The sequence below is a fragment of the Dapis purpurea BLCC-M126 genome, from assembly GCF_050015975.1.
In the GTDB taxonomy this organism is placed as follows: Bacteria; Cyanobacteriota; Cyanobacteriia; order Cyanobacteriales; family Microcoleaceae; genus Trichodesmium.
On record NZ_JBNHER010000238.1, the window covers coordinates 13,841 to 37,285 of the forward strand.

Below are 23,445 nucleotides of genomic sequence, written 5' to 3' on the forward strand. Positions count from 1 at the left end.
AAAAAAAAAATTAAATACTTGGAGTGCGTTTGATCCGGTTAAGAATACGAGTGACTAACTCAGAATATCTAAAAGGTTTACTCAGATAATCATCAGCACCAGCAGCAAAAATTTGATTATGAATATTAGAATCTTTGTGAGCTGTAATAAATACAACAGGAATTCCACTCCAATGAGGATCGTTACGAATAACTTTACACAAATCTATTCCGTTAAAATGTGGCATTTCTATATCTAAAATTAATAAATCTGGGGCTGTATCTTCCAAGGTTTTCCAGAAATATCGCTCATCATTGAGAGTAACCACTTTAATTCCCCACTGCATTAGTATGTGTTTGGTAATCTCTAAAGTTGGTAGATCATCATCTACTATCATAACAGTTCCGGGTATCTGATTTTTTCGCCATATATCTAATACTACATCTATTACTTGAGCTGCTGGTATTTGTTTTGTTAAATATGCTGATGCCCCTAATTTAGCAATTTTTATGCGATCGCTCAAATCACCTTGAGTATTAAGTACAACTACTGGTAAAAATGGCATCTGACTAGAAAATTTTGCTAAGATTTTTTCAGCATTGCTGGCAATTTCCAGGTCTAGTAAAGCCACATTGGCAGAAAATAATAAATCTTGGCAATGAAAGTTGCAATTATGATTAATACAAGCATCCATATCTGTAAGTAATGTAGAATTTTTCACCACCATAGATTGTACTTTTTTAGTAGTAGCTTCCTTAGTTAATTCTTTGGCTAATAAATTATCTTCTAGTATTAACAATAACTTGCATTCTTGGGAAAAATTATTTGTATAACTTAAATAAGTTTGTGTAGAGGATTTAGCATCAAGATATTTCAGTTCCTGATTTACACTTTGTTTATTATCAATCTTACTACTATGCCCATCTATCTCATTGCGTAGAGTGGTAAGTAGTTTAGATATATGAGAAATTTTTGTGGAATCAATAGGTAATTCAGATGCTAATAAAGTTTCTATTTCTCTAGATAAATCTGACCCATGATTCAAACCAAATGTACCCAGAGATCCTACTAATTTATGAGCTTCTTGTTGTGCTTGATGTTGCAAATTAGTCTCTAGTTTTCCATTTTTTCCAGCTATTATTGCTTGTTCTACTAGATCAATTCGCTCAGTTATACTTCCCTTAACTCTATCCCAAATTGTATTTATCGAGTTTTGTAAATTTTCTTTAGGTTGCTGAGATATATTATGTTGAGATTTATCATGTTTTTTCCTTTTTTTTGGTGGTAAATTATTCTTTTCTTGTTTAAGCCTATAGCCCAAACCATAGACAGTTTCAATTAAATCAGTGGGAGCATCTACTGATTTTAATTTGTGCCTTAAACCCTTAATATGTGCTCTAACAGTATCTTCTGTGGGTGTATCTTCTAAATCCCAAACCCGATCTATAATTACACTACAACTAAATACTCTTTGGGTATTGTGCATCAACAGATTTAGTATTTCATATTCTTTAGGAGTAAGATTTAATTGCTTGTCATTGTAACTAACTTCACAACTTTGAGGATTTAAACATAAACTACCCCATTTTTTGATTACTGAAGCAGGGTCATTTCCCCGTCGTAATGATGCTCTAATTCTAGCCAAAAGTTCTTCCAAATTAAATGGTTTAACTACATAATCATCAGCTCCAGCATCTAAACCCTTGATCTTATCTTGACTGTTGTCGCGAGCTGTTAAAAGTAGAATAGGAATTTTTTTATTAATAGAGCGCAACTTTTGACATAGGGTAATACCATCTAACTTTGGCAGCATTACATCTAATAAAATCAAATCATAATTAAAAGCTTTAGCTTGGTGCCAACCTGCTTCACCATCTGTTGCTATATCAACAACAAAAAATTCTTTAGTTAAGGCATCAGCTAAAGTTTCGGCGATAATTTGATCATCTTCTACAACTAAAATTTTCATTGATTGGCTGTTTTAATTAATTGTAGTTACTGTTATTTTAATCAACTTTTTTAGTAAATAAGTTTTATTTAAGAAATAGCATTTATAAAATAGATGATATACAGCATTTTATAAGTTTAGAAAACACCAATTATGGGAACATTAGAGGAGAGATAAAATACTGTATTCATTTATCAAATAAGTTCCATAGTAGAGTAATTTGTTAATATTTACATATCTGATACAACTAATAGTGTTTCAGGGAATTCATGCTCTTAAAATTCACAAATCAAAAGTAATATTTGATTATCTCAAAAATTTACTATACACTAATTCATGGGATTTTTTTTCACATCATAAGTTAGAAACTATTTTTAACATCTTTCAAGTAAATTTGTGTAACTTTAGATAGTTTTTCCTCCTAGCTCAGAACTACTAAAACACAGTTTATTACTTCTAATAAGCAAATTAAATAAGTATATTATTAAGTGATAAAATATATATTTTTGCCGTTCAATTTTTAGGTGTTTTGAGAGAAAGACAGTGGTTTACAAATAGTGATATTTCAAGAAAAGTTCGAGAAGTAATTACTATTCCTTTGAAAGGAGATAATTAGGGCTGTTTTCTGTTCCCTATTAAGATGTTCTCTATTTACACCGTAAATCAATATATCTATAAATGTTAAAAAAATTAATGCCTAGTATTAGTACTATACAAGACCACCTCTTAATAGCTAGCAGTTAACGAAGTCAGAAGTTATTTTTGTAACTGGGATTAAGTGAGCAACCCTCCAAAAACATTTCGCCTTCAAAGGCGAGGTTTTAGACCCAATTATTCTAATGATCTTTTAATTTTTTCACTTATAAATATGATACGAATATTTCAAGATAAGACCCAATTAATTATTTAATTGTTGGTGAAGCTGTGATAAGTTACATTGATAAATTTTCCACCCACATTTAAAAGTAATGTGAGTGGAAAAAAATATGCTTACATCACAGAATTAACTTCAGCAATTTCAGGAATTTCTTCCCTGAGTTTGCGCTCAATACCCATTTTGAGAGTCATGGTAGAACTGGGACAAGAACTACAAGCTCCCTGTAATCTGAGATTAACTATTGGACCATCAATCTCTACTAATTGCACGTTACCACCATCTGCTTGAAGATAGGGTCGTAATTCATCTAATACAGTTTCAACATTTTCCTTAGTAAGTGCTAGTCCTTGAGTCATTTTTTTCTCCTTGTTTTTTTGAATATATTACGGATAGTAGAACTATGGTTTATCCTAACTGACTGAACAGGGGAATAAACTAAAATTTATGATTTTTATACAACTGCTGCTTCTAATAGTTTTATATTAGAATAGTTAAATTCAGTAGTTGTTTTTTGACCCTTTTCTGTCGAATTAACAACTTGGCTAGTCATTATGTAGTAGTTGCCAAATTTTTCATAAGAGTCCTCAAATTCTAGTTCTCTAATTACTTCATTAGTTTGAGGGTTACGGAAAATTGCGTTATAGTCAGTAGCAATACAACCTTCTGGTGTCTCCAAGCTTTTATGAGTGTTAATCACAAAGGCCATCCTACCCATTACTCGACTAACTAGACAAATTTCTTTGCCTCTAACTTTGTAATTTGATCCCATGGCATCCCCTTCAACGAGAATTTCAACTGCACCTGTGTCATCGCTATTTCCTAGACTGAAGCTATTTTTACCGTGGGATGCTTCAAATGATGAACGTTTGCGGTGAGTCACTACGTCCCGTAATTGGGTATAAACACTTTGTTGTACTTCTTCGTCTGGGATACCTGTTACTTCTACGGTTAAGTCTGGTTTGATGCAAATTTGGCCATTGTAGACTTCTGACCCTTGTTTCAGTTCGATATTAGCACTACAACCAGGAAAATTAGAATCCCAAGTGTAGCGATTTTCGTAGGCAGCTTTAAATAAATCACGAGCATTTTGCTCAGTCATAGAAACCTCGTTTTCTAGAAATTTTCTTCTATTATTTTACCATAAAATATTAATTTGGGCATTTAATACTATTGGAAATGAAAAGTATAACAATTCTGTTACAGTAATAATATTTTGGCGCAGATTGATAGTTTTCGAGTCAGGATTTACCAAGTTATAATTTCCATATTTTTCAGTTGATTTTAGCTATTATTTAATTCTTTACATATTATCGATAATTCCTAGAGATATAAAATATTTAACACAAAAAAATTCTACTTATTTATAATCTATTTTTTTTGTTTTACTTTAATTCTAAAAATTACAGGATTTAATTTATTATAAAAATCTGAATAACTTGAGATATATTTTTTTTATTTATTCACAAAAAATCTTTTTATAATTATTAACAATTACTGAAATTAAAAAAGGCGGTAATTTGTAATTGCTACTAAATAAAAAAGATGATATAATTATAAAAACATATTTTTTCCATTAGCCCCCTATTGACAAGCAGAAAAAACAAGGTGGTACTATTAATATGAAACAAGACCTTTCTAACCATGGCTATGAAATTATCAGACAAATTGAACGTCACCAACAGCAGGGAGAAGTTACATATCAGGGACTAGCTCTTAAACAAGACCAAGAAGTTGTCATCAAAGAATTTCGTTTTGCAGATGGTGATGCTAATTGGGCAGGATTTGAAGCTTATGAACGGGAAGTAGAAATTCTCAAACAACTACAACATCCTCGCATTCCCAACTATATTGATGCCTTAGAAACTCCTGAAGGATTTTGTTTGATTACAGAATATCAAGAAGGAAAATCTTTAGCAGAAAGGAGAAGTTTTACCCCAGAACAAATTAAGCAAATCGCTATTTCAATTTTAGAAATTTTAGTTTATTTACAAAAGCATACACCGCCAATTATTCATGGCAATATTAAACCAGAAAATATATTAGTTACTTCCGATGCCAACGGTGATAGATTTCCTACCGCATATTTAATTAATTTTGGTTGTGCGCGTATGGGAATAGAAGAGAATTTAAGTGAGGGTTTCAGTGGTACGCCAGGGTTTATGCCACCAGAACAAGAATTAAATAGCACAGTCACTATTAATTCTGATTTATATAGTTTGGGTGTAACTCTAATCTGCTTGTTGACAGGTACTCCCACTACAGATGTTAAAAAATTAATTGACCGCAACTATCGCTTTAACCTGAAAAAATTAATGCCACAACTGAGTACTTTATTCACTATGTGGCTAGAAAAAATGGTATCTCCTAACGACAAAGATCGTTTTGACAATGCAGCAGCAGCTTTAGCTGCACTCAAACCTATTCCGGTTTTTGGTGATGCTGCTAATTTTAAGAATGTGGCGATGGCAATGCAACCTGTAAAAGCATCTGCTATGGTGGGAGTAGCGAGTATTGCTGCTCTTGCTGTCTTGGCGACAAGTTTAACAGTTTTCCGACAGCAACGATATCAACCGAATTCTCACAGAGCACCAAGACATCAACGGGAAAGGACGATCACCAGATTTTCTGATAACAGTGCAATTGCTCAATTGCGAGCAACTTCAGAATGTTTCGCTTGTAACCTCCGTGGTGTAAATTTGGCAGCTCTCAAACTCGAAGATGCTTATTTACGGGACGCAGATTTACGGAAAGCTAATTTGAGGGGTGTTGAATTTAGAGGAGCAAGATTACAAAATGCGAACCTCAAGGAAGCGCAATTGCAAGGAGCAAATTTTATCAAGGCTAAACTTGAGAAAGCAAATTTATCTCGTGCTAGTTTAGAAGGTGCAAATTTAACCCATTCTGATTTCCAAAATGCCACATTGGAAAGAGCTTCTCTTGGTGGAGCAAGTTTACGTCGAGCAGTTTTAGAAAATGCGAACCTAAAACAAGCAAATTTATCTGGTGCAAATTTGACCAATGCAAATTTGCGTGCTGCTAATCTCCATGGTGCTAATCTTGATGATGCTAATCTCACTAGAGCTAATTTAAAGGGAGCTAATTTAAGAGGAGCTAATTTAAATGGTGTAAAGATGCATCGTGCTAGTCTCCGAGGTTTAGATCTCAGAGGTGCGACTTTAATAGATGCTAGTCTCAGGAGAGTAGATTTAGTAGGAGCAAATTTAGCAGGGGTTAAGTTAATGGGTGCTGATCTTGAGGGAGCTAACTTGAAGGGAGCTAACCTGAAGAATGCTAATTTACTAGGTGCAAACCTGGAAAAAGTAAATTTGGAAGGTGCTAATTTAGAAGGTGCAATTATGCCTGATGGTAGTTTTAATGAGTAGATGGTGAGATATTAGGGGTTTGGTCATTTCAGTTATCAGTTAGCCTCCTAGATCCGAACTTCATTAATAGTACCTCTGGCTTAAGTTAGAGGTACTGGTAAGCGGAATTTTCTTTTTTATCCCCTTGCAAGAAGAGGCTTAATAACTTATTTCATGGTCACAAAATCCCTAGTGAGGCTAAAATTTCCTTGATAGCAATATTTTGGAGGTGACAACAATGAAACTGAATAAAGACGATAAACCATATAGACAATCAAATCAAAGTTTTCCTCTGGTAACTGCTAAACAAAACTGCACTGATTTTAATTCCCTACTTGATTATCTCAAAAATCATCAGCACGAACTCAAGTCTATTCTGAGGAATCATGGTGCTGTGGTTATTAGAGGATATGAAGTGAAGACTCCCGAGCAGTTTCAACAGGTTGGATTTAGTATTTTTCCTAATCTGCAAAATCAATATCCTGGTGGGGCACCTCGTCATAAAGTTGCTGAGTATGTCTGGACTGCTTCTGGTGTGCCAAGTTATCTATCAATTGCTGGTCATACAGAATTATCTTACTCTCCATCAGACAAACCTGCTTATATATTATTTTTTTCGCCTCAAGTTGCTACAAGTGGAGGCGAAACTCCAGTTATTGATATGAAATCAGTTGTATTAGATTTACCTAAACATTTACAGCATAAGTTTTCTCACACCCATTTAGTCACAAAATTTTATTGGGTAAGTACACAGAAAAAATTATTTGATGTGCGATTATGGCAGTGGCCTTGGTTTCGTGATGTTAAGTCTTGGAAAGCTGTATTTAATACTCAGGATAAGGGTTTAGTCGAAACAAAATGCTTGGATACAGGACGACAGACTGAATGGCTTACTAATGATAACTTAATTGTTTCTTGTTCGATGCCAGCAATTAGTTCTCATCCTATTACCTCCGAAACTATCTGGACTGGATGGATCCCTAGGTTTCATATCTGGGGTGTTTGTATTAATGCCTGGTTTGTTGCTAAGTATCAAAGAAAATTCAGGAATTGGTTAGTATTTTTTATCTTATTTTTAATCACATTTGGGCAAATTTGTCTCGAAAAATTGATTCCAAATAATCGCAAATATAGAGTTTTGGATGTAGCATTTGAGGATGGTTCTGATTTATCTTTTTGGGATGTTTATCATATTGTCAAGAGTTATTGGCAAAATACAGAATTATTTTCCTGGCAAGAGGGAGATATAATAATTTTAGATAATTATCGTATAGGCCATGGTAGGCTTCCTTTTACTGGAGAAAGAAAAGTTTATACAGCTTTTGCTTAAGATACATATTAAATGAATAATGTTAAATTTTTCCTAAGTATTCAATTAGGGTATGAAGGTTATGGGATGACAAATAGGGAATTTTCAGGGATTTGTAGTCAAATGATTTTTGCTCAATCTGTTATTAGTTATCGTATTGCTCTAGGAGTCAGAATTCAGGACTCAGGAGTCAGGAGAAATATTGGATTTAAACTCTTGAATTTTTAAATTCGTATTCAATAGAACATCTGTAAGTTGAGGAAGTAATGAGGGTGATTATTGTATAACCGGATTTTATATAATACCTTTGACAAACGTAATTAGCTGATAGCTTAAACTGAATGGTGACAATTTCTCTACCGATAATCATCAATAACATAAATATCATAATTGTTATAAGCTGCTTCATTAGGATTGTGCATTGCTACTCCTAAAATATCAATTTTAAACCCCCTATTTAATATTTGAAGGTAGGCTTGTTGACGACTTGTGTTGACTCCAGCTATTAGTTTAGACATTCCAATAATATTGCTAAAAATTTCACATTCATTCAATAATTTTCCAAAGCTTTCGCTTGAGCAGAACTGAGTTATATCGCTCCGTTTTTTCCCTGAATTAACTGCACCAAATTTAATATAACAATTATTACTTCCTGCTTCGGTATCTGCACCATAATGACAAATAGCAAATCCTTCTAAATTCCCATTTTCCCAGAGAAATAGAGTATCTCCTAATCTCTGATTTGCTACTACTAAAATTTCTGACTGTAAATCCAATCCGGAATAAATATTATTAGTTAATTCTTGACTGGCTTGTAAATATTCTTTTTGTTGTTTTGCGGAAATTTGTGAATACCTAATGCTTTGTAATTGTTGCTGTTTTTGAGAAACAGATTTAGTACAAATAGCAGTTAAAAAACGGGGCATAAAACCAAATTTTTGATAAAAATATAAATGTTGAGGACTGCGGGAAAATGTAAAGAAACAAATCTGTTGGGTTTGCCAATTTCTGAAGCATTCCATTGTCGCTGACATCAGTTTCTGACCTACTCCTTGATTCCAAAAATTTGGATGTACTGATAAAGGACCAAAACCACCAAAACTACCCCATTTAGAAAGAAAATTAGAACCTACTAATTGACCATCTATTTCTGCTGCTAAAGCTGCATTTGGATAAGCATACCAACGCTGCATATAGTTAGTATCACCATAGAATGTCATTGGGTCTGGCAAACCTAAAAATGTACCAAAAGCTAATCGAAATATTTGATCGGCTTCAGATAATTCTTGTTCTTTAAGTAAGCGAATATTAATTTGATTCATTAAATTTTTTTTTGATGATTGGTTGGAGAAAATACTTTAAATTTTTAGTATTTATCAAAACTTAATCATGAGAAAATAAGGAACTAGATTTATTACTCAAAATAGAATTATGATGTTTAAATTTTGACTTAAGAGAAACAGTTAACATATAATAATTACGATTAAAGATGTAATTTCATCCCCGTACATGGAGATTTAAGCCTTGGGTATAGAACTGCGTAGTTATGTATTTATAGACAACTTGCAACCTCAGCACGCTGCCTACATTGGTACAGTAGCCCTTGGCTTTTTACCATTACCAGGTGATACTTCCCTATGGGTAGAAATTTCTCCAGGTATTGAAATTAATCGGATTACGGATGTGGCCCTCAAATCTAATTCTGTTCGGCCTGGGGTACAATTTGTGGAACGACTTTATGGTTTGCTCGAAATTCATTCCAGTCGTCAGGGAGATACAAAAGCTGCTGGTAAAGCAATTTTGCAAGCTTTGGAAGTGCAGGAACGCGATCGCCTGAAACCTCGTATTGTCTCTAGTCAGGTTATTCGTAATATTGACTCCCACCAAGCACAGTTAATTAATCGTAATCGTCGTGGCCAGATGATTCTGGGTGGCCAAACTCTCTATGTTTTGGAGGTCCAACCTGCTGCTTATGCTGCTTTAGCGGCCAATGAAGCAGAAAAAGCTGCTTTAATTAATATCTTACAAATTCAAGCTGTCGGTAGTTTTGGACGGCTTTATTTGGGAGGAGAAGAACGGGATATTTTGGCTGGTTCTCGAGCAGCTTTAGAGGCCATGAAAAATGTTTCGGGTCGAGAAAATTCTGACCAACGTCAAGAATAAATTACAGAATTTTGAGTATTAATTTTCTGGGGTTACATAAATGAGGGATAATTTTAATAGTTTTGGGAAATGGGCATCTTGACCATTCCTGATATTTTCGGATAGCCAGGATGCCACTTATATTCATCCTGCCTTTCAGCAATGCCATTTTTTAGACATACAATTTATCTTAGTTGAGCAATGTTTGGTTAAATCTACATATAGTAGTTTGCAACTTGATCGGGTACAAAATTATGGGGTAGTAGGGAAGAAGGAGCAGGGAAAAGGGTAGAAATTAATTTTAATACTATTTCTCTGTAACAATGCAATTAATAATTATTCCCAATTTTTTTCTGGGGCTTGCATATATCAAGTTATATTAAGTGCATCTTCATAGAAAATTGGTAGTGCCGTGTTAAGGCTTAAATTTTACTTTAGGAAAATGGTACGATGATGATTTTTCAAAGCTTTTAGTCAAAAATATATTCCACTCTTTAAGCTTGATACAAAAGTAGAAAATGTACCTCACTATCCTGAAAAGTGCTGTATTTATTTCTGGAAAAATTGTAATCTTATATAAAATTTATAAAGTCATTTTGTGTAAGCAAATATTGGCTGTATTAGCTAGTATGATAATTGGGTACAGATACTAAAATTTGTATAACCCTAATTTTGTTCAAAATTGTTCCTTAGATAGAAATTGCTAAAAATTTAACAATGTCGGAAAAACTTAAGTTAATGGTTGTTGATGATGAACCTAATAATTTAGATTTACTCTATCGAACTTTTAGACGTCAATTTAAAGTGTTTAGGGCAGAAAATGCTAGTTTAGCTATGGAAATTCTCGAAGCTGAAGGGGAAATGGCTGTAATTATTTCTGACCAAAGTATGCCAGATATGACGGGTATTCAACTTCTCAGAAAAACAAAAGATAGCTTTCCTGATACTGTTCGGATTTTGTTAAGTGGTTATGCAGAAGAACAAATAAATTCTGAAGTTGATGAGATACAACAGGCTGATATTTTTAAATGTGTAACTAAACCTTGTTCTCCTCAAGAACTCAAGGATGTGCTTCAAGAATCTATAGAATTATATAAAACTAAGAAAGGTTTATAAGTCAGAAGAAAATAACTGAAACTTTTAAATATATATAAGGAATATAATGACTAAAAGTTATTGATTTTCGTGGGTTAATTTTTACTCTGCTATAGTGGTTATGATGTTAATGAGATATAGTATTTTTTTGTCTTATTTCTTATCTGTTACCTTATCCGTATTAGCTAGAATTTAAAACTTATATATCTCACTAATTGTAAGTATTCAGCTATTAGGAGTCAGCGTTTCTGTTTTTAATTCTGGACAAATAGCTTTTTTTATGTGAATGAATAAGACACATTCGCTATGGATATTTAATACCAATTATCAAAAAATTTGCTATCGTTTATCACTTTATAACTTGGGAAAATCAAGATTATAAGCCTAGCAGAATTTTTTTTTAATGCCAAATTTAAATAAGATAGTTACACTAAATATCTAACCAAAACTGTTAGTAAATTTGCTCCAAAGTTCGGGAGTAAAAATAAAATGAGACCTTATTAAAAAACTATTTATTATGGTTATCAGACTATTTTAAGTCAAAAAATTCTATTTTTGAGTCTCAGTAAAAATAAATACTAAAATTATTACCTCCTGAATTATGACTCCTGACTCCTGACTCCTCAAAACAAGCATACTGTAGCAATATTTTATGAAATTGCTATAACATACTTAAAAATAAGTAGGTGAGCATAAATAAGCATAACAAGTGTAGGAAAGGTTTAATGGACTCGATGGAAAATATCAAGGCTTTCTCATAACCCTCCCCCTACAATTTTTTAAAGTTTAATTAGACCTACCTACTTAATAAAGGGAATTAAAATACTTGACGCCACTATTTTTCTCTGAGTAAAAAGGCATATTAAATCTAAGAAATGATATTTAAGCTATTTGTTATAACTCTGCCATAGTATACTTAGCTAATCCGATAGATCAACTAAGCTAATACACATTTAAAATGTGTATTAGCAAGTTAGAAGTCAGAAGTTAGAATGAATAAAGATTTTCCCTTAAACAAGGTACAGAACAATAAGTCGTTTAAACGCACAACAGCTTACCTGACTCCTAAGCAATAATCTAAGTATTCATAGCAAAAATTTATTGAATTGGTATAACAATATTTTGTTTAAAGATATTTTCCAAAACTTTTGAAATTTGGTATAGCCTCTTTTCAACAGGATAAATAATTGTCTTAATATGTTGATGATAAATTTTAACAATTACCGACTCCAAAAAATATCAAAATATTGAGATAGAAAATCTAATTAAAATTTGTTAAGATATACAATACTTGATAGCCAATATTAAGAACTTGGCCAAAAAAACTTAACTTTCTGTTAACCTACCTAGGAGATAAATTATAAATGCTAAGATTAGAACATATAAGTAAAATATATCCGACAGGTGTTGTTCTCAAAGATGTTAACTGGGAAGTTAAACCAGGCGATCGTATTGGTTTAGTTGGTGTTAATGGAGCCGGAAAATCAACTCAATTAAAAATTATTACTGGGGAAATGGAACCTACTTCTGGAGAAGTTATTCGCCCTGCAAGTTTACACATTTCTTATCTGACTCAAGAATTTGAAGTAAATCCTAACCGTACAGTTAGAGAAGAATTTTGGACAGTATTTACAGAAGCGAATAAAACTCACGAATCTCTTCTGGAAGTACAACGAGAAATGGAAACTGCTACTCCAGAAAAATTAGATGAACTTATTCATAAACTAGACCGTTTGCAACGACAATTTGAAGCTTTAAATGGTTATGGATTAGATGCAGAAATTGAAAAAATATTGCCAGAAATGGGATTTGAAACAGAGGATGGCGATCGCTTAGTTAGTGCTTTTAGTGGTGGTTGGAAAATGCGGATGAGTTTAGGAAAAATTCTTTTGCAAAATCCAGATGTATTACTTTTAGACGAACCGACTAACCATCTAGATTTAGAAACAATTGAGTGGTTAGAAAATTATTTGAAAAATTTAGTAACTCCTATGGTTGTAGTTTCCCATGACCGGGAATTTCTTGACCGACTTTGTACTCAAATTGTGGAAACTGAAAGAGGAGTTTCTACTACTTATTTGGGGAACTATTCAGCTTATTTAGAACAAAAATCAGAAAATCAAGCAGCACAACTTAGCACTTACGAACGACAACAAAAAGAAATAGAAAAGCAACAAGCTTTTGTAGAAAGGTTTCGTGCTAGTGCTACTCGTAGTACCCAGGCAAAAAGCAGAGAAAAACAGTTAGAAAAAATAGAAGTTATAGAGGCTCCTACCGCAGGATTAAAAACTTTAACTTTTCATTTTCCCCCTGCACCTCGTAGTGGTCGAGATGTAGCAATAATTAAAGATTTAGTTCATACCTATGATGAGAAAATTCTATTTTTAGAGGCAAACTTAGAAATAGAAAGGGGAGATAAAATCGCTTTTTTAGGACCGAATGGTTGTGGGAAATCTACTTTACTGCGAATGATTATGGGATTGGAAAAACCCACAGAAGGCACAATTGAGTTAGGTAAATACAATGTTATACCTAGTTATTTTGAGCAAAACCAAGCGGAAGCTTTAGACTTAACAAAAACCGTGATGGAAACTATCCATGATGAAGTTCCTGATTGGAAAAATGAGGAAGTAAGAACTTTACTTGGTAATTTCTTGTTTAGTGGCGATACGGTATTTAAAAAAGTAGCTGCTTTGAGTGGTGGAGAAAAAGCTCGTTTAGCTTTAGCAAAAATGCTTCTTAAACCAGGAAATTTTATGTTATTAGATGAGCCAACAAATCATCTAGATATTCCAGCAAAGGAAATGTTGGAATCAGCACTAAAAAATTATGATGGAACTGTAATTATTGTTTCCCACGATCGTTATTTTATCTCTCAAGTTGCTAATAAAATTGTGGAAATTCGAGATGGTGAATTTTATCCTTACTTAGGAGACTATCATTATTATCTAGATAAGCTTGAGGAGGAAAGAGAAGCAGAAAGGTTAGCCAAAATGGCTGCGGAAAAAGCTGCCAAAAAAGCTGAAAAAGCTGCCAAGAAAAAACAGAAGGAAAAAGAAAGTAAAAAGTCAAAAGTTAAAAGTCAAAAGTAATAAAACAAGAAGGAGTTAAGCCAGGAAATTATTTATAGAGTATACCCAGTTAGGTCTGTATTGATGGGAAGTAGCAAATGCGATAATTGTATAACCGAATTTCAGATAAAACCTATTACCTAAAACCTTCTTCAATATTCAGTTTAATATTTCGGTAGGATTTTAATTATGTCTATCATTGCTCTTTTTCAAAACACATTTTTACTAAGTAGTCTAATAGTATTTTGGGGTGATTCACAGCCAATACTTAAAGCATTTAATCATACAGTTAATGCCGAAAATAATGTATTAGTGGTTCAAAAATCTGCACCAGTCGCAGCAGAATTACAGGAAATTTTGCCGAAAATAAAAGAGCAAACTCAAGTGCCAATTTTGCTACCTACTAAATTATTAATTACAGGTACAGATAGGAAGATTTATGTTGAGGGTAAAGGTACAAGTAATGGTTATGAAATTACTTTAGCCTTTGAACCTAATTGTAGTGGTAATGCTTGTTCAATTGGTTATTTTAGTGCTCAAAAGGGAGGTAAATCTTTAGAAGATGAATTTAGTAGAGAATTAAGTTTAGTGGAAAACATTAAAGGGTATTTTAGACCCTTAACTTGTGCTGCATCTTGTGCACCTCCAATTATTGGTTGGGAGTATAAAGGAGTGTTTTATCGCATTTCTTTAAAAGGTGTTGGTCAAAGTCCTGAAATTGAAGGAGACACTCTAGGAAAAATGGCTAATTCTGCAATTCAAGCAGGGGCAAGATAAGATTAATTAGGGTTTGCTCAAAAAAGCAGAATTTTGGAGGGGTGGGAAGACTGATATCAAATCCGGTAGCAATAGAGAGTTCCACAGTATTTTCCTATCTCATTGGTTGAAAAAATATCAAAAACAAGATGTATATTTTGTTTTAAGACAAAAAAAATCAACCATGATAAAACGAGGTAAAAAATATTGTTAACTCTCAGAATTAAAAGTAAATATCGGTGAAGCTAAACTGTTATTGAATCAAAAAATTACCAAAATTTTGAAGATAGGAACATATAATCTACTCGTATATAAAAAACAGAAATATCGTCAAAAATATGTTAAATAGCGAGAGGAGAAAAAATATTAAGAATTGATTTTTTTTGGTAACTTAAGCTTCATTCAGGATTGTTCCTGCTAATAAGAGTCTGTTGCTAATTAAATAGAAGCTAGATTTCACAATTCATTTCAGATAAAATTTCTACAACTTAATTTTGACATAGCTCCTGGTGGGAAATAACTACGACTCAACAAAAGTTAACACAAACAGACTCTGTATTATTTTAACGAAGACAAATTAAACCTGATTAACACCTATCTCCAGTAGTCTTTCCAATCTTGCACTTGACCAGTATTCTGTCGGATATGCGATCGCAAAAATAGAATCAAGTCGAATCAACCATGTCACCTGTTTAAAAGTATCATCTTCTTCATCAAATTCATCTGGTGGAACTAATACCATAATTTCTACAAAATCTTCCGTTACACAAATGGGAAGACCATAATAAGTTTCCTCTGCTTCAATGCGGACTTTACTACCATTTTCTAATGCTTCTGTTAATCTTTGATAAAGAAGATTAGGCTTTTTTGACTTTTCTTTTTTAGTCACAATTATTCTCCTTAACTATAAGGTTGCAGTTTAGCACTTTTAATAGTATTAACACACAACTGCACTACTAACTCAGTTGCAGTTGCAGCACTTTGTAATTGAGCAAAATTAAGAGTATCTGGCTGAATATTAGTTTCAGACAAAACTCTCTTAATACCATCATCAGTTAACCGCATTCCTGCTTCCATAAAATCAGTACAAACTCCTTTATGTCGTTTAGTTAATGCTCGACTACGTTTGCACCAAAAATGGCTAATAACATGAAAAACGTGTCCCTTTTTCCAATCAAAACTAACTGCTACTACTGGTGCTTTGTGACGCACTAATAAATCGTGACTGGCAGCTTCAATAGTAACTTTAGGATTAAGAATTTCAATAGGATGACTGCTAGCTTCTAACCACCATTGCGGATCTGCTCCCAATACTACTACTTCTGACCACAAACTATTTAAACTTGCCTCTACAGAAATAACTTCATCCCCAGTATGTTGTTTATTCCAACGAATTGTATTAGGAAAAGCATGGTCAATAAAATTACCTAATGCCCAGTCCGAAGTTACTAACCATTTACCATTTTCTACCTGTTCTCTCAGAGAATTAATTAGTTGATTTTCATAGGAATTAGAACAGTTCACAAATATAATTTTGGCATCCAATTTTTGTGGATTAGGATTTATTTTTACTGGTACTTTTAAACATTTAAAAATTTTTTCAACGTGGTCATAACTACCTGAGTAAACAGCTATATCCTCTTTGGTAATATTATTTAAAATTACTAAATCTTCAGGACGTTGTTCTGCAAATCTTTGCTTTACAGCAACAGCAGCTACTTGATAAGCTTTCTGCATATCTTTCATAGTTTCACCAAACTCTAAAGGGGAGTGGAGGAGTGAGGGAGTAAGGGAGATTGAGCAAAAAAGAAACCGGGTTTATTGCCCTGATTATTTTCAAATCACAAAATTTTCTGGATAAACCCGGTTTCTACTTCATTAACAGATAATGAAAACTATCTCTAATTATCAATTATCAATTATCCATTATCCATTATTACTTATCATTACGCACTGGCAAAGAAGTCTCCATAATTTCCATCAACAACTCCAGTCGTGAAGGGTGAGACAACATTGGTACCAAGTTAGGCAGAGAGTAGTAGTCACCTTTGAAACTAAAAGTTTCCACTGGCACTTGCTTCTGCTTCAGTTGACTTTCCACATAGTTAGAAGCATAATTACCCAAACGCACGATAACCACATTTGGCATCACCGCCAACTCACGACAATAAGCAGTATAAGCATCAGCAAAATAAGGTGAAGTATTTTCTCCTTCATCTGTCACCAGAATAAACTGCTCAACAACTTGCTTTTTGCGTCGCATTGCTTCTACAGCACAACCACAACTTGTACCTCCACCTGCGCGAATATGTTGGAAACCACGTTCCCAGTCACTCAACTCTGTACCTTCTGCAGTCACAAGGTAAGGCATAGTATCAAAAGCGTAAACAAATAGTTCGGCTTCAGTAATACCCGAAATTAGAGAAGCTAAACGCTTACCAACTTCGATCGCCTTTTCCATGGAACCAGACTTATCCACCAGTAAAGCAGTTGGGAGAGAAATTTTACCGCGCTTTTTGACTTGCTCGTTAGTCACCTGCTCCAACTTGGCAGCAGTTTCCGCATCAACCGGGGAAGCATCGGCAGCAACTTTAGCTTTATAAGCAGATACGCGATCGCTCTTTTGTGCCTCAGTCAATTTCTTATCTATTAATGTCTTTACCTCTGGGTGTTCCATTGCTCCACGAGCAGTCAGAGATTTCAGGTTATTGATAATTTCCTGGGGAGACATAGAATTAATCAACGCTACTAATACAGTAGGTGTTAATTTTTTTACTGCTCCTACAGCAATAGTATAGGGAATGTTGTGTTCCACTATTAAAGCTGCTTGCTCTGCTGCTGTTTCTGTTTTTGCCAACTGCTTCAGCATGAAAGCCAGACTATCTTCTGGAGGTCTTTCCTTAAATAAGATAGCATCAGCGCGAGAGTTAGGTTTAATGTGCAAAGTAGCATATAAATGCTTCATTGCCTTGCGGTTACGGATAGCTGCGCGGTCGAAAAATTCTGTATTTTGTTCGCGCTTGCGCAAATAACGAGTAACAGCAGTCCGTGCGGAACGTGGCATTTTATTTTGCTGTTGTTTCATAAAGTCTACAATGCGTGACACCTGATAAGGTGGGAAGTTTTGTAGCATTATAAAACCTGCATCTCGGTGTTCTGTAAGATTACTTGTTAGCAAGTTTCCTAGAAAAACTTCTTTATGGTCTCGCACATCACCGTTTTTTTGATACCAAACTGCTAAATGTCCGTAAAAAATTGGGTCTAACTCAACAATTAATTGATGAATTTCTGCTACTTTTTCTAATTGACGGTGAGGAGTAGTTAGCAGACTATTGAGCATTTCTAGACGCAAGTCATGTTCATCTTTATTCATATTGGTTTTATTCATTTTAACTACTTCCTTATTCAGTTATCAGTTAATATTTTCAAGTGAAGGTTAAATGTAAAAATGATCGTATACTTGATAACCTATAACTACTTGATATTAACTGATTTAATTACAAAAAAATAAACTTTGAATAGACAATTATCGTTGGCAGTTTTGCGGAGTATTAATATTGATATTTATAATGAAATACACCGCGCAAGTTCAGAGATTTTTGTACTTATAAGCTCCCCAATAAGTTGTATGTAACCTCTCTATTTTAGGGCGCGAACTGTAAATAAAAGCTTGTAGTAGGGCTTCAGCCCGAAGATAGATAGGGCTGAAGCCCTACTACAAACAAAAATTTTTTGAGCGGTTAGTTATTTAGACATAATATTAGTGTTTAAAGATAATTCAAAATTATCAATGAAATTGGTCAAAAGGTTTTAAATCTGGTTTTACCCAATTTTTGCGAGCTTCCCAAGACATCAGGTATTCTCTACTGTAATATTCAAAAGGTAAAGCTGCATTTTCGTAAAGGTTGACTAAATTATTTGCCATTTCTACAAAATAATTATTGGCTGAATTAATAGCTACATATTGCCGAACAATTTTTACCCAAAACATTGTAATTGTTTCATGGTAACCACTATTTTTAGTCATTTCAATACCCAGAGATGCGTTATATTTTTTGATGCGATCGCGAATATTATTTATAGCCTCTGATTCTGAGTAATTAGTCAAATACCATAGAGCCACAATCAAATGTGCCCCATGAGTCCAATTGCTTCTTGGCAAAGTACAATTATTAAATTCTTTGACAAGATTTTCTAATTCATTACTGCTGAAATCAATAGTTTGATTAGACATACTAAAATTATTTCAAAGAAACTGTTGCTCCTAATTCTTCTAACTTTTGCTTAATCTGTTCAGCTTCTTGAATATTGACATTAGATTTAATAATTTGGGGTAAATTATCGACTATTTTTTTTGTTTCCTGTAAACTTTCAAACAGATTTAAACTGCGTATCTCCTTAATAAAAGATATTTTTTTATTAGCAGGAAATTGCTCTAAGACAACATCAAAAATAGTTTGTGGTTCGGGAATATATTTCCGATCGTCGTCGAAATTAGGAGGAGGTTTTATTACAATCTTAGGTTTGGAACTTACTTGAAAATAATCTTCTATTTGTTTCACCAATTCTGTAGCTTCCAACATTGTAATAGATTTGAATTTTTCCAATATTTCATCAGTTTTTATAGACATGATACTTTCTTCATATAATAAAAATTTTATATACTGAAAATTTATCGACCAATTACTTAAAATAAATACTTTACGCAAGTCAAAAAAGCTGTTTCTTCATACGCAGGATTTGAACCTGCGAAATCCTTTTTTGGATTTGCTTGATTATGAGTCAAGTGCCTTAAACCACTAGGCTAGTATGTAAGCTTTTTCTGTTAGGGCGCAAAGTAAATATTTTGATTTTTTATTAAATATTCGTAGGGTGAATAAGTGTTGCGATTGACACTAATATAAAATCTTATAATTTTTGCCGACTCTAACTATTTTGTAATTTTCTGTAAATCTGTATAATTTTTTTTAAATGACCTTTTCTTTATTTAAAATCATCTCGCACAAGTCAAGAAAGCTATTTGTATACACACAGGAATTACACCTGCTTTTTCTTGAGACCAAATCAAGCGCCGTTTGGCTAGTATGTAAGCTTTCCCAGTTAGGGTGCGAGATGAAAATTAAATTTTTGATAATTTATATTTAATTATATAAACTGACATTTTTTTTACATTAATATTTGCTCTAATCATTCGTAAAACAGACTCATAAAGTCGATTTGCTCCCATTACACCAAGTCCCCGGAGGCAAAAAGTTAACAATTATCAATAAAATCTTAGACAATTTTTAAGATAAAAAAATTTATTAACTTTCAGTAAAATACTTCGCACAAGTTGAAAGAGTAATGAATACAATACAGCCGTTATTATCAGTTTTCAACCTGACAGTGAACCCGCTAATCTTTATCTCAGAGAGACTTAGAAAGCTTCGCTATTTCAGTCGCCCGAACATCCCTACCTTAGGACCGTTAGAAAATGTATGTATACTTTATCAGTTGGGGTGCGAAGTCTTTTCAGTTATCAGTCAAAGTTTAAATTTTTTTATTCCTATTAGAATAGTTAAAAATCACTTCGTACAAGTCAAAAAAGCTGTTGATTCATACGCAGGAATCGAACCTGCTACACTTTGTTCTTGAGACAAATGCTCTACCAAATGAGCTAGTATGTAAGCTTTTTTTGTTAGGGCACGAAGTGATTTTTAACCACTATTATTATGCTCCGCACAAGTCAATAAAGCGTTTGACACTAACGCTCTATCCATTGAGCTATATCCCCACAAAATATTCAAAGAGGGGATAGTAGGACTCGAACCTACAACCTTTGGTTTAGCAGACCAAAATGTATGTACACTTTACAAGTTAGGGTACGGAACATTATAGCTTTCAGCATTCAGCTATTAGCTGTCAGCTTTTTCTGCGGAATCCTACGCAAACAGAATTAAGACTCTACTTTTAAGGACAAGTTTTAAAATAAATCACTTTTGTAGTAAGACTTTATTCTGGCTTAATTAATAAAGCTTTTATGCTGATAGCTGATGACTGAATACTTACATTTTATTTAACCATAAACTGCTTCGGGACGAACAATTAAATCCCCACTTGGACGATGATCTAAAACGTAGGAATTAAAGCGTTCTTTACCCACATCAAAATATTGAGCTAGGCGTTCTTTAATAGCATTTTCTTTCATATTTTCTGTGATGCCTAGTTGATTTTCTGTCACATCATAAGAACGCCCTTCAAATCTAATATGAACCATATCAACACCTCTCGATTTTTTATCTAAAGAAAACAGAATATTTTTCTAGTTGATTTTATACTTATTGCTAGTTAATAAAAGACTGATAATATTGCACTATCGAATTTTAAAAAAACTCAAATTTCACAAGTTTAAAGTCAGCATAGACAACTCATATTTTGTCTAATACAGCGGTTCCTATTACTATTAAACATCTCCAAAAATTCTCAACATTTAGTCACAGCAAAAATTTAACTTCTGACTTCTGACTTCTAACTTCAGTTATACCTGATGGATATTTGTGAAAATTTTGATTAATTATTTAGTTTTCAAGGTGCAGATATGGCTTGTTTCTCTAGAGGTTGTTTGCCTCTCCTTTAAATGCCATATTTATATACTACATAAATAATACATAAAGTGTCAAGGGGGTAGAAAATTTTTTTTTGAGGAGATTGAAAGTTAACTATATCAATAAATATAGAGAAATTACAGTTCGTGAAATATAGATATTCTGCTAAAAAGCCTCCATAAAATCTAAAATCTAAATCTAGATTCTATACCTCAAGAACATAGTATTAAACAGTAGTCCAAAATTATTAGTTTTATTTAGGAAAATAAGATGAGCGAAAAATCTGCAGCAGTTGTCATGGGTGTTGGTTCAGAAGAAGGTTTAGGTGCGACACTTGCTAAATATTTTGCTAACCAGGGTTTGCACGTTTTTGTTGCTAGTCGTAGCGGAGATAAACTACAGTTAATTGTCGAAAAGATCGCACAACAAGGTGGAGGCGCAACTGCTGTCGTTACTGATGCAACAGTCGAACAGGATGTCGAACAACTATTTGCAGTCGTGGAAAAAGCAGGTTATCCTATTGCTCTTGCTGTTTACAACGCTGGTAACAATATTCCTGCACCTTTATTAGAAACAGACAGCGAAACCTTTATCAACCTTTGGCAACAAAATTGTTTTGGTGGGTTTTTATTTGGAAAACAAGCGATCGCTACCATGAAAAAGCGACAACAAGGTACTCTTTTTTTTACAGGAGCGACTGCTTCCTTAAGAGGAAAACCACCTTTTACAGCTTTTGGAGTAGCAAAAGCAGGTTTGAGAGCATTAGCTCAAGGCATGGCGCGAGAATTTGGTCCTGAAGGTATTCATGTTGCTCATATAATTATTGATGGTGTTATTGATGGGGAAAAGTCTCGCACAAACTTCCCAAATTTTGTTTCCCAAAAAGGTAAGGAAGGTTTATTACAACTTGATGCTATTGCAGAAACCTATTGGGCTATTCACCAACAACATTCAAGTGCATGGACTCACGAACTTGATTTAAGACCATTTAAAGAGTCTTTTTAAAGAGTAGAAAATTAGCTCGAAAATCAAAATTTAAAAGTTAAGATAAATAGTTTGATATAAATAACTTTTTTACCTTTAAAAAAGCATTTTTTAATCTTGTTTAGTATTGCATAATGGCAAGATACTAAAAGTGCTTTCTCCTTTTTTTCCAAATTCTTAATTCTGCCAATGCTAAAAAAACTTTACGTCAACAACTTTAAATGTCTGGTCAACTTTGAAATTAAATTCTCAAATATAAATTTACTACTAGGAGCAAATGGTTCGGGAAAAACAACAGTTTTTGAAGTTTTGCATAAACTCCAAAAATTTATATTAGGAGAATTTGAAACTACCGGAAAATATTATCAAGTCTCAGAAATTTTTTATGAGCAAGATTTAACTAGATGGCAAAACTCACCTGTTCAGAAATTTGAATTAGAAATTGCAGGAAACGGAGACACATATTTATATGTTCTAGAAATTGAATATCCATATAATTCTTTTCCCAAAATGCGTTCTGAAAAATTGACCTTTGATAAAAAACTTCTATTTGAGTTTGATATCCAGGAGACTTTCGGAGAAATTCCTTATGCAAGACTATTTAATGATTACTCTAGCACCAAAGGATCTATGCTTACTTATTTTGATTTTTCGCGCTCAGGAGTAGGTTTTGTTCCTGAAAAACCAGACCAACAAAAACTTACTTTCTTTAAAAAGTTAATTGCCAATTTTTTTATTGTTCAAATAAATCCTTTTGCTATGACTACAGAAAGTCGTCAAGAGGAAAAACATCCTAATAGAAATATGTCAAACTATGCTGCTTGGTATAGTCATCTATCTCAAGAATTTCTCAATCAAATATTTGAACTTACAGTAGAATTGCAAAAAATAATCAAAGGTTTTAATTCTTTCCAAAATCAAAAATCTGGAGAAGCCAGAATTCTTTCGGCAATTTTCAACCTTCCTACTAAAACTTCTTATAAACTCAACGAATTATCAGAAGGTCAAAAAACATTAATCGCCCTATACACCTTACTATTTTGCACTCCAGAAACAGATTGTACTTTATGTATTGATGAACCAGAAAATTTCTTAGCTTTACCAGAAGTACAACCTTGGCTAATGAAACTTTTTGACTATTGTCAATCGAATCAAAAACAAGCATTATTAATTTCTCATCACCCATCTTTAATTAACTATTTAGCTAGTAATTCAGGTTATTGGTTTGAAAGACAAGAGAACCAACCTGTGCGGGTACAGAAAATTGTTGAAGAAGATGAAGAAGGTTTATCAATTGCCAAACTAATAGAACTTAGATGGATTTATGATGATTGAATA

19 protein-coding genes and 2 tRNA genes are annotated in these 23,445 nt (G+C 33.2%); 9 read left to right on the plus strand and 12 right to left on the minus strand.

All coding sequences use genetic code 11. The features are described 5' to 3' along the window. Positions 1-10 precede the first annotated feature (10 nt). The 3 genes from ACP6PL_RS21370 to ACP6PL_RS21380 form a co-directional block, all read right to left on the minus strand. On the minus strand, positions 11-1,948 hold the full coding sequence (locus tag ACP6PL_RS21370) for a response regulator (RefSeq protein WP_426547292.1): 1,938 nt from the start codon (positions 1,946-1,948) through the stop codon (positions 11-13). A 969-nt stretch (positions 1,949-2,917) separates the two neighbouring features. Then, positions 2,918-3,160 (minus strand): NifU family protein, encoded by a 243-nt coding sequence (locus ACP6PL_RS21375; RefSeq protein ID WP_426547293.1) that lies wholly within the window; start codon positions 3,158-3,160, stop codon positions 2,918-2,920. A gap of 95 nt (positions 3,161-3,255) precedes the next feature. Further along, a complete protein-coding gene (locus ACP6PL_RS21380) occupies positions 3,256-3,903 on the minus strand; it encodes a DUF3386 domain-containing protein (RefSeq protein WP_426547294.1) in 648 nt (215 codons plus the stop codon). A 520-nt stretch (positions 3,904-4,423) separates the two neighbouring features. Between ACP6PL_RS21380 and ACP6PL_RS21385 the strand changes: the two genes are divergently transcribed. From ACP6PL_RS21385 to ACP6PL_RS21395, 3 genes are all read left to right on the plus strand, one after another. Further along, positions 4,424-6,187 (plus strand): pentapeptide repeat-containing protein, encoded by a 1,764-nt coding sequence (locus ACP6PL_RS21385; RefSeq protein ID WP_426547295.1) that lies wholly within the window; start codon positions 4,424-4,426, stop codon positions 6,185-6,187. A gap of 217 nt (positions 6,188-6,404) precedes the next feature. Further along, positions 6,405-7,496 (plus strand): TauD/TfdA family dioxygenase, encoded by a 1,092-nt coding sequence (locus ACP6PL_RS21390; RefSeq protein WP_426547296.1) that lies wholly within the window; start codon positions 6,405-6,407, stop codon positions 7,494-7,496. Between the two features lie 12 nt (positions 7,497-7,508). Next, a complete protein-coding gene (locus ACP6PL_RS21395) occupies positions 7,509-7,703 on the plus strand; it encodes a hypothetical protein (protein WP_426547297.1) in 195 nt (64 codons plus the stop codon). Between the two features lie 128 nt (positions 7,704-7,831). On the opposite strand, the gene ACP6PL_RS21400 is transcribed toward ACP6PL_RS21395, so the two are convergent. Then, positions 7,832-8,797: a GNAT family N-acetyltransferase gene (locus ACP6PL_RS21400; RefSeq protein ID WP_426547298.1), complete on the minus strand. Its 966-nt coding sequence runs from the start codon at positions 8,795-8,797 to the stop codon at positions 7,832-7,834. Between the two features lie 202 nt (positions 8,798-8,999). On the opposite strand from ACP6PL_RS21400, the gene ACP6PL_RS21405 reads away from it, so the two are divergent. The 4 genes from ACP6PL_RS21405 (at position 9,000) to ACP6PL_RS21420 (ending at position 14,560) form a co-directional block, all read left to right on the plus strand. Next, complete coding sequence (locus ACP6PL_RS21405) at positions 9,000-9,638, plus strand: beta-carboxysome protein CcmP (RefSeq protein WP_426547299.1); 639 nt, start codon at positions 9,000-9,002, stop codon at positions 9,636-9,638. A gap of 696 nt (positions 9,639-10,334) precedes the next feature. Further along, complete coding sequence (locus tag ACP6PL_RS21410) at positions 10,335-10,733, plus strand: response regulator (RefSeq protein WP_426547300.1); 399 nt, start codon at positions 10,335-10,337, stop codon at positions 10,731-10,733. Between the two features lie 1,343 nt (positions 10,734-12,076). Further along, positions 12,077-13,804 (plus strand): ABC-F family ATP-binding cassette domain-containing protein, encoded by a 1,728-nt coding sequence (locus ACP6PL_RS21415; RefSeq protein WP_426547301.1) that lies wholly within the window; start codon positions 12,077-12,079, stop codon positions 13,802-13,804. A 168-nt stretch (positions 13,805-13,972) separates the two neighbouring features. Continuing rightward, on the plus strand, positions 13,973-14,560 hold the full coding sequence (locus ACP6PL_RS21420) for a hypothetical protein (RefSeq protein ID WP_426547302.1): 588 nt from the start codon (positions 13,973-13,975) through the stop codon (positions 14,558-14,560). A 556-nt stretch (positions 14,561-15,116) separates the two neighbouring features. Here ACP6PL_RS21420 and ACP6PL_RS21425 read toward each other — a convergent pair. The 8 genes from ACP6PL_RS21425 to ACP6PL_RS21460 form a co-directional block, all read right to left on the minus strand. After that, on the minus strand, positions 15,117-15,428 hold the full coding sequence (locus tag ACP6PL_RS21425; protein WP_426547303.1) for a hypothetical protein: 312 nt from the start codon (positions 15,426-15,428) through the stop codon (positions 15,117-15,119). A gap of 11 nt (positions 15,429-15,439) precedes the next feature. Beyond that, positions 15,440-16,285, minus strand: a complete 846-nt coding sequence (locus ACP6PL_RS21430) for a hypothetical protein (RefSeq protein ID WP_426547304.1) — start codon at positions 16,283-16,285, stop codon at positions 15,440-15,442. Positions 16,286-16,475: 190 nt separating this feature from the next. Then, positions 16,476-17,927 carry a hypothetical protein gene (locus ACP6PL_RS21435; RefSeq protein ID WP_426547305.1) on the minus strand — a complete coding sequence of 484 codons (1,452 nt, stop codon included), beginning with the start codon at positions 17,925-17,927 and terminating at the stop codon, positions 16,476-16,478. Between the two features lie 399 nt (positions 17,928-18,326). Beyond that, positions 18,327-18,773, minus strand: coding sequence for a hypothetical protein (locus ACP6PL_RS21440; RefSeq protein WP_426547306.1), 447 nt, complete (start codon positions 18,771-18,773; stop codon positions 18,327-18,329). Between the two features lie 7 nt (positions 18,774-18,780). After that, entirely contained in the window at positions 18,781-19,170 is a 390-nt protein-coding gene (rplL, locus tag ACP6PL_RS21445) for a 50S ribosomal protein L7/L12 (RefSeq protein WP_426547307.1), read from the minus strand. Between the two features lie 97 nt (positions 19,171-19,267). Further along, positions 19,268-19,353, minus strand: a tRNA-Met gene (locus ACP6PL_RS21450). 782 nt (positions 19,354-20,135) lie between these two features. After that, positions 20,136-20,205, minus strand: a tRNA-Leu gene (locus tag ACP6PL_RS21455). A 389-nt stretch (positions 20,206-20,594) separates the two neighbouring features. Beyond that, on the minus strand, positions 20,595-20,795 hold the full coding sequence (locus ACP6PL_RS21460) for a hypothetical protein (RefSeq protein WP_426547308.1): 201 nt from the start codon (positions 20,793-20,795) through the stop codon (positions 20,595-20,597). A 598-nt stretch (positions 20,796-21,393) separates the two neighbouring features. On the opposite strand from ACP6PL_RS21460, the gene ACP6PL_RS21465 reads away from it, so the two are divergent. Next, positions 21,394-22,128 (plus strand): SDR family NAD(P)-dependent oxidoreductase, encoded by a 735-nt coding sequence (locus ACP6PL_RS21465; protein WP_426547309.1) that lies wholly within the window; start codon positions 21,394-21,396, stop codon positions 22,126-22,128. A 168-nt stretch (positions 22,129-22,296) separates the two neighbouring features. Next, positions 22,297-23,442 carry an AAA family ATPase gene (locus ACP6PL_RS21470; RefSeq protein ID WP_426547310.1) on the plus strand — a complete coding sequence of 382 codons (1,146 nt, stop codon included), beginning with the start codon at positions 22,297-22,299 and terminating at the stop codon, positions 23,440-23,442. Positions 23,443-23,445 lie beyond the last annotated feature (3 nt).

Excerpts from the sequence above, each read along its gene's own strand:
- ACP6PL_RS21370 (WP_426547292.1), bottom strand. The coding sequence starts at position 1,948 with ATGAAAATTTTAGTTGTAGAAGATGATCAAATTATCGCCGAAACTTTA.
- ACP6PL_RS21375 (WP_426547293.1), bottom strand. The coding sequence starts at position 3,160 with ATGACTCAAGGACTAGCACTTACTAAGGAAAATGTTGAAACTGTATTA.
- ACP6PL_RS21380 (WP_426547294.1), bottom strand. The coding sequence starts at position 3,903 with ATGACTGAGCAAAATGCTCGTGATTTATTTAAAGCTGCCTACGAAAAT.
- ACP6PL_RS21385 (WP_426547295.1), top strand. The coding sequence starts at position 4,424 with ATGAAACAAGACCTTTCTAACCATGGCTATGAAATTATCAGACAAATT.
- ACP6PL_RS21390 (WP_426547296.1), top strand. The coding sequence starts at position 6,405 with ATGAAACTGAATAAAGACGATAAACCATATAGACAATCAAATCAAAGT.
- ACP6PL_RS21395 (WP_426547297.1), top strand. The coding sequence starts at position 7,509 with ATGAATAATGTTAAATTTTTCCTAAGTATTCAATTAGGGTATGAAGGT.
- ACP6PL_RS21400 (WP_426547298.1), bottom strand. The coding sequence starts at position 8,797 with ATGAATCAAATTAATATTCGCTTACTTAAAGAACAAGAATTATCTGAA.
- ACP6PL_RS21410 (WP_426547300.1), top strand. The coding sequence starts at position 10,335 with ATGTCGGAAAAACTTAAGTTAATGGTTGTTGATGATGAACCTAATAAT.
- ACP6PL_RS21415 (WP_426547301.1), top strand. The coding sequence starts at position 12,077 with ATGCTAAGATTAGAACATATAAGTAAAATATATCCGACAGGTGTTGTT.
- ACP6PL_RS21420 (WP_426547302.1), top strand. The coding sequence starts at position 13,973 with ATGTCTATCATTGCTCTTTTTCAAAACACATTTTTACTAAGTAGTCTA.
- ACP6PL_RS21430 (WP_426547304.1), bottom strand. The coding sequence starts at position 16,285 with ATGAAAGATATGCAGAAAGCTTATCAAGTAGCTGCTGTTGCTGTAAAG.
- ACP6PL_RS21435 (WP_426547305.1), bottom strand. The coding sequence starts at position 17,927 with ATGAATAAAACCAATATGAATAAAGATGAACATGACTTGCGTCTAGAA.
- ACP6PL_RS21440 (WP_426547306.1), bottom strand. The coding sequence starts at position 18,773 with ATGTCTAATCAAACTATTGATTTCAGCAGTAATGAATTAGAAAATCTT.
- rplL (WP_426547307.1), bottom strand. The coding sequence starts at position 19,170 with ATGTCTATAAAAACTGATGAAATATTGGAAAAATTCAAATCTATTACA.
- ACP6PL_RS21460 (WP_426547308.1), bottom strand. The coding sequence starts at position 20,795 with ATGGTTCATATTAGATTTGAAGGGCGTTCTTATGATGTGACAGAAAAT.
- ACP6PL_RS21465 (WP_426547309.1), top strand. The coding sequence starts at position 21,394 with ATGAGCGAAAAATCTGCAGCAGTTGTCATGGGTGTTGGTTCAGAAGAA.
- ACP6PL_RS21470 (WP_426547310.1), top strand. The coding sequence starts at position 22,297 with ATGCTAAAAAAACTTTACGTCAACAACTTTAAATGTCTGGTCAACTTT.